Annotated in this window: 5 protein-coding genes and 1 riboswitch; all 5 genes read left to right on the forward strand. The window is 36.0% G+C overall.

Features of this window, described 5'->3' with window-relative positions:
• Window positions 1–76 precede the first annotated feature (76 nt).
• The 5 genes from alsS to serS all read left to right on the forward strand — a co-directional run bounded on the left by alsS (window position 77) and on the right by serS (window position 6,566).
• Window positions 77–1,756 (forward strand): acetolactate synthase AlsS, encoded by a 1,680-nt coding sequence (gene alsS / locus AC1RPU_RS06350; protein ID WP_481761728.1) that lies wholly within the window; start codon window positions 77–79, stop codon window positions 1,754–1,756.
• Window positions 1,757–1,782: 26 nt separating this feature from the next.
• Window positions 1,783–2,496: an acetolactate decarboxylase gene (budA, locus tag AC1RPU_RS06355; protein WP_481761727.1), complete on the forward strand. Its 714-nt coding sequence runs from the start codon at window positions 1,783–1,785 to the stop codon at window positions 2,494–2,496.
• A gap of 44 nt (window positions 2,497–2,540) precedes the next feature.
• A riboswitch (Lysine riboswitch) is annotated at window positions 2,541–2,725 on the forward strand.
• A 124-nt stretch (window positions 2,726–2,849) separates the two neighbouring features.
• Window positions 2,850–4,280, forward strand: coding sequence for an amino acid permease (locus AC1RPU_RS06360; protein ID WP_481761726.1), 1,431 nt, complete (start codon window positions 2,850–2,852; stop codon window positions 4,278–4,280).
• Between the two features lie 8 nt (window positions 4,281–4,288).
• On the forward strand, window positions 4,289–5,020 hold the full coding sequence (locus tag AC1RPU_RS06365) for a M15 family metallopeptidase (protein WP_481761725.1): 732 nt from the start codon (window positions 4,289–4,291) through the stop codon (window positions 5,018–5,020).
• A gap of 277 nt (window positions 5,021–5,297) precedes the next feature.
• Window positions 5,298–6,566, forward strand: a complete 1,269-nt coding sequence (gene serS, locus AC1RPU_RS06370) for a serine--tRNA ligase (protein ID WP_481761724.1) — start codon at window positions 5,298–5,300, stop codon at window positions 6,564–6,566.
• The last annotated feature ends 279 nt before the right edge of the window (window positions 6,567–6,845 follow it).

The following is a 6,845-nucleotide window of genomic DNA, read 5'->3' on the forward strand; positions in this document are numbered from 1 at the left end:
GTAAGTTTAAACCATAGTCATTTATTTGTGAAAATGCTATCATGGATACTACTAAAACAAATTCGGAGGAAATCTAATGACAGATAATAAATATTACGGCGCAGATGCCATTGTTGATAGTTTAATAAATCATGATGTGAAATATGTATTTGGTATTCCTGGTGCAAAAATTGATCGTGTTTTTGAAAAATTGGAACATCCGACGAATTCTAAATCGCCAGAATTAATTATTACGCGCCATGAACAAAATGCAGCATTTATGGCTGCTGGGATTGGTCGTATTACAGGTAAACCGGGGGTTGTTTTAACGACTTCCGGACCTGGTGCAAGTAATTTGGCAACAGGCGTTGTGACGGCTACGGCAGAAGGTGATCCTGTTCTTGCTATTTCTGGTCAAGTGAAACGTTCAGATTTAACGAGACTAACGCATCAAAGTATGAATAACACGGCATTATTTGAACCAATCACTAAATATAGTGCAGAGGTTCAAGAACCTGAGAATATTTCAGAAGTGATTGCTAATGCTTACCAAGAAGCTGAGGCTGCAAAGCAAGGGGCAAGTTTCGTTAGTATTCCCCAAGATGTAACAGATTCAGAAGTGAAAACAAAAGTTATCCAGCCTTTAATGGCACCTAAATTAGGTCCCGCTAGCCCGGTAGAAAGTACACTTTTAGCACAAGAAATTAAAGCAGCAAAATTACCTGTTTTACTTGTGGGAATGCGGGCATCTTCACCAGAAGTAACAAAAGCTATTCGTAATTTAGTTGAAGCAACGAATCTACCTGTTGTGGAAACATTTCAAGCCGCTGGTGTGATATCGCGTGAATTAGTCGGTGATTTCTTTGGTCGTGTGGGCTTATTCAGAAATCAACCAGGGGATCAATTACTTAAAAAGAGCGATTTAGTTATTACAATTGGCTATGATCCTATTGAATATGAACCACGTAACTGGAATGCAGAAGGAACAGCTAATATTGTTGTTGTTGACGATATGCGTTCAGAGATTGATCATAATTTCCAACCAAAGAAAGAGTTAGTGGGCGACATCGCGCAAACACTTGAATTTTTATTACCCTATATGAAAGGCTATCAAATGGCATCTGAATCTCGTGAGTATTTAGATGGCTTACAAGAAAAATTACAGGCTAGGGATGAAGCGCCAGTTGTGACAAGTGACACATTAACCAGTCATCCATTAAGCATTATCCAAGAATTACAAAAACGTGTTTCAGATGAAATGACGGTAGCAGTTGATGTCGGTAGTTTCTACATTTGGATCGCGCGACATTTTAGAAGTTATGAACCACGTCATTTATTATTTAGTAATGGGATGCAAACATTAGGAGTTGCGTTACCTTGGGCAATTTCAGCGGCCTTAGTTCGACCTAATACACAAATCGTCTCAATTTCTGGAGATGGTGGATTCTTGTTTTCAGCCCAAGATTTGGAAACAGCGGTTCGTTTGAATCTGAATATTGTTCATATTATTTGGAATGATGGACACTACGATATGGTTAAATTCCAAGAAGAAATGAAATATGGTCAATCTGCCGGTGTGAATTTTGGCGCAGTGGATTTTGTGAAATATGCGGAAAGTTTTGGTGCAAAAGGCTTACGCGTTGAAAAAGCACAAGATTTAGCTAAAACATTAGATGAAGCATTTGCAACTAATGGTCCTGTTATTGTTGATATACCAGTTGATTATAAAGATAATCAAGAATTAGGACAATCAATTTTAATGGATCAATTATATTAAAATAATTTTCAAGAGAGGTCAACGACATGCAAGATATAAAAAAGGTTTATCAACATGGTACCTTAGCAACATTAATTGAAGGCTTGTACGAAGGCACATTGAGTGTTGGAGAATTATTGAAACATGGTGATTACGGAATTGGAACTGTTGGTGATTTAGATGGCGAAATGATTGTGATTGACGGAAAGGCTTTCCAGATTACTGCAAAAGGTCAAATTAATCAAGTTAGCGATGACGTTCTTGTTCCATTTGCGACAGTCCATTTTAATCAAGCAGACGCATCTATTCAATTTGAAAATGTGGCAGGAAATGTTTTAGAAGAGCAATTACTTGAATTATATCCTTACCAAAATTTATTTTTTAGTGTTCTTATTAAAGGAACATTTAGTAAAATGAGTACACGATCTGTTGCTAAACAAAGTAAACCGTATCCAGAATTAACTGCGGTAACTGCCAAACAATCGGAATTTGAAGAAGAAGATATTGATGGAACAGCTATTGGCTATTTCACACCTGAGTTATTTCAAGGAATTGGTGCAGCGGGATTCCATATTCATTTTTTATCTGATGAAAATAAAATGGGTGGACATATTTTAGATTATCATTTAAAAAATGGGGTTGTGAGTTTACAGCCATTTAGTTCGATTGAACAACACTTTCCAATCGAAAATGAAGCTTTTTTAAAAAATGAAACAGATATTGAAAAGTTGCATGATGAAATTAATATAGCTGAAAATTAGGATACAGCTTGCAAAATATCAGTGAATTGATTATAGTAAGAATTATCGAAAGAAGAGGATGCAGTTTTCATAAGTATGTTTAATGAAGCAATTAAGTGCTGAAGAAGTTAAACTGAAAGGGTGAACTGCCGAAGTGGATGCTAACTTAGATTTAGTGACTGCTGGGGTCTGATTTAATAAGTCAGAAACTGTCGTGATTATATAGTAATCACGGGGCGCTTATAACGATTTGACTGAGTCTATTAATCTGAGTCTTTTTGTATAACGCGTAATAGTGTTGTACAAAAGGTCTCTTTTTCTTTTCTCAATTTTAAAAATCACGAGTGCTCCTCTATATATAGGGGGGATTTCATATGGCAGAACAAGAAGGTATGCACCGAGAGTTAAAAACAAGACACTTATCAATGATTGCCTTGGGTGGAAGTATTGGAACAGGCTTATTCGTTGCGAGTGGGTCAGCAATTTCGAAGGCAGGGCCAGGTGGTGCGTTACTAGCTTACATTGGCATTGGAATTATGGTTTACTTTTTAATGACTAGTTTAGGTGAAATGGCAACGTATTTACCAGTTTCAGGGTCGTTTGCGGTTTATTCAACGCGATTTGTTGATCCTGCGATGGGTTTTGCAATGGGTTGGAATTACTGGTTTAACTGGGCAATTACATTGGCTGTTGATATTAGTACAGCTGCCTTGGTTATGCAATTTTGGTTGCCAGATGTACCAGGATGGATTTTTAGTACAATCTCGTTAGTTATTATTTTTTCAATTAATGCGTTGTCAGTTAAATCATTTGGTGAAACAGAATATTGGTTATCAATTATTAAAGTGGTGACTGTCATTGTCTTCTTAATCGTTGGTGTATTGACTATATTTGGTATTCTAGGTGGCCATGCAACGGGACTTGAAAACTTTACAATGAAGAAAGCTCCATTTGTTGGTGGTGTTCCAATGATTCTAAGTGTATTCGTCGTCGCTGGTTTCTCTTTCCAAGGAACTGAATTAATCGGTATTACGGCGGGAGAATCAGAAACGCCTGAAAAGAGTATTCCAAAAGCAATTAAACAAGTGTTTTGGCGGATTCTACTATTCTATATTTTCGCTATTTTTATCATTGCAGCAATTATTCCGTATACAAGTCCAGATTTACTCGGCTCAAGCGCATCAGATATTTCAATTAGTCCATTTACATTGGTCTTTCAAAGAGCTGGGTTAGCCTCTGCAGCAAGTGTTATGAATGCAGTTATCTTAACATCTGTACTTTCAGCTGCAAATTCAGGAATGTATGCATCAACTCGAATGCTTCATTCACTTGCGGAACAGGGTTACGCTCCTAAAAAGTTTAAACAAACGAATAGTCGTGGTATTCCAATGGCAGCACTAGTGGGAACAACATTTATCGGATTACTCACATTTTTAGCAAGTGTTTTTGGAGCAAAAGTGTATGTCTTTTTACTGAGTGCTAGTGGGTTAACTGGATTCATCGCTTGGCTAGGAATTGCAATCTCACATTACAGATTTAGAAAAGCGTTCAAAGCGCAAGGACATGAAGTGTCAGAATTAAAGTACTCTGCAAAATGGTTCCCAGTGGGCCCTATTTTAGCGCTTGTTCTTTGTATTTTAGTTATTCTTGGACAAGATATTCAATCATTTAAAAATTTTGATTGGGAAGCAATCTCGGTTAGTTATATGAGCATTCCGTTATTTGTTATCTTGTACACATATTATAAAATACGCTATAAAACAAAATTAATTCCATTAAAAGATGTAGATTTATCAAAGAAATGAGGCACATTTTGACTAGAAGAAAATGGATGATGATGGTAGTAATGATGTGTGCACTATTAATAGGTGCATGCGGTAAGAAAGCGAATACGACACCTAGCCATAAAACGGTAAAAGTCACACAAAAAAGTGAGCTACCTAAAGGTGTAAAGGCAAATGATTGGAATTTAATATTAGTTAATTCAGAGCATAAACTCAAGCAAGAACTGGATTTTAAACAGAAAATAGATGGAAATGTTATTGTAAATTCAAAAATTGAGAGTGCTTTGAATGATTTTGTATCAGCAGCAAATAAGGCCGGGTATAAGGCGTCACTGGTATCTGGTTATCGATCAATTAGCTACCAAAAAGAGGTCTATGCAGACTCAATTAAAAGCTATGAAAATTCGGGAAAGTCAGTTGCTCAGGCTAAACAATTAACAAAAGAGTATGTGGCAGAACCAGGATCAAGCGAACATCACACCGGACTAGCAGTCGATATGATGTCATCAAATTGGTATGCCAAACATAATGATTTAGATAATAGTAGTGAAACAGATAAGGGTCAAAAATGGTTAATCAACCATGCGGTAAATTATGGATTTATATTGAGATTCCCGAAAGATAAAGAAAAATCGACTAAAATTGATTATGAAACATGGCATTTCCGCTATGTTGGTAAAAGTAACGCGAAATATATAGTTAAGCATCATCTTTCGTTAGAAGAGTATATCGATTTGCTTAATAAAGCGGGTAAGAATTAAACTTGCAATTTAATAAAACAACGCTTATTATTAAAGTAATAAATAAACACGGAAAACGTTATAAGTAGGCATTTAAGAGACGTAATGGTGGTGGAAATTACGAAGCTGAAAATCCGGCGTGAATAAGTGGGTGGGTAATGCCACACGGGAGACCGTTATCTATTTGAGTGTGACAAATGATTATTTGTCGAACTTGGGTGGTACCGCGAAAATGAGCCTTTCGTCCCAATTAGTGGATGAGTGGGCTTTTTTTATACAAAAAAAGGAGGAACAGAATATGTTAGATATTAAAATGATTCGTCAAAATGTCGATGAAGTTAAGGAACAATTGGGTAATCGTGGGGTAAAACCAGAGATTATTGATGAAATGGTTGAAAAGGATCGTAAACGTAGGGATATTATTGTTCAAACCGAAACTTTAAAAAAGAAAAGAAACGATGTATCGCAAGCTATTGCACAATTAAAACGAAATAAAGAAAATGCAGATGCTCAAATCGAAGAAATGAAAAAAGTCGGAGATGAAATTAAAGCATTTGATGAAGAATTAAAGGTTTTAGATGCAGACGTAACAGATATGGCATCGCGACTACCAAATATGCCAAATAAAACGATTCCAGTAGGTCCTGATGAAGATTCAAACATTGAATTAAGAAAAGTAGGTACACCAAGAACTTTTGATTTTGAGCCGAAAGCACATTGGGAAATCGGTGAAAATTTAGATATTTTAGATTTTGAACGTGGCGCTAAAGTGTCGGGCAGTCGATTCCTATACTATAAAGGATGGGGAGCTCGTTTAGAACGTGCTTTATACAATTTTATGCTTGATCAACATGCAATTGATGGTTATACAGAGATTATTCCTCCATATATTGTTAATGATGAGTCAATGTACGGAACTGGTCAATTTCCGAAGTTTAAGGAAGACGTTTTTCAAATCGCAAATGAAAATTTAACGTTAATTCCAACAGCAGAAGTACCATTAACTAATTACTACAGGGATGAAGTTATTCCGGAAGAAAAATTACCAGTATATTTCACAGCTCTCTCACCCTCATTCAGATCTGAAGCAGGAAGCGCTGGAAGAGATACACGTGGATTGATTAGATTGCATCAATTTAATAAAGTTGAAATGGTGAAATATACTAAACCAGAAGATTCATATGCAGAACTAGAAAAAATGACAAGTGATGCAGGCAGAATTATGGAAAAACTTGGGTTACCATATCATGTGATAACATTGTCAACGGGAGATATGGGATTCTCAGCAGCAATGACACATGATTTAGAGGTTTGGTTACCTGCACAAAATATGTATCGTGAAATTTCAAGTTGTTCTAATACTGAAGCATTTCAGGCTCGTAGGGCTCATATCCAATATAGGGATGATGATGGAAAATTACAGTTTGTACACACGTTGAATGGTTCAGGATTGGCAGTTGGTCGTACGCTAGCAGCAGTTCTTGAAAATTATCAGAATGAAGACGGGTCGGTAACTATTCCGGAAGTTCTTCAACCATACATGGGTGGATTAGACATTATTAAATAGCTTTTATCAAAAAAGCGACTTAAACTTATCAATTCGATGAGGTTAAGTCGCTTTTTTGATAAAGTAATAATTAATAAATCAAATTTATCTGTAATGAAGTATTGACAGGGTGTATACCAGATGGTATATTAATAAAGCTGATTGATACGGCAAGAAGAAATGAATATTTATTCAAAAAAATTCTTGACAAATCATGACGTGGTTGATATGATATAAAAGTTGTCAAAAGCAACCAAGTAGATCTTTGAAAACTGAACAAATTTTCGACAAATCAAATGT

Source organism: Dellaglioa sp. CoH-55-MRSF-7 (assembly GCF_056782235.1).

What these genes read in the sequence shown, in the direction of transcription:
- alsS (WP_481761728.1), top strand. Translation starts at nt 77, where the DNA reads ATGACAGATAATAAATATTACGGCGCAGATGCCATTGTTGATAGTTTA.
- budA (WP_481761727.1), top strand. Translation starts at nt 1,783, where the DNA reads ATGCAAGATATAAAAAAGGTTTATCAACATGGTACCTTAGCAACATTA.
- AC1RPU_RS06360 (WP_481761726.1), top strand. Translation starts at nt 2,850, where the DNA reads ATGGCAGAACAAGAAGGTATGCACCGAGAGTTAAAAACAAGACACTTA.
- serS (WP_481761724.1), top strand. Translation starts at nt 5,298, where the DNA reads ATGTTAGATATTAAAATGATTCGTCAAAATGTCGATGAAGTTAAGGAA.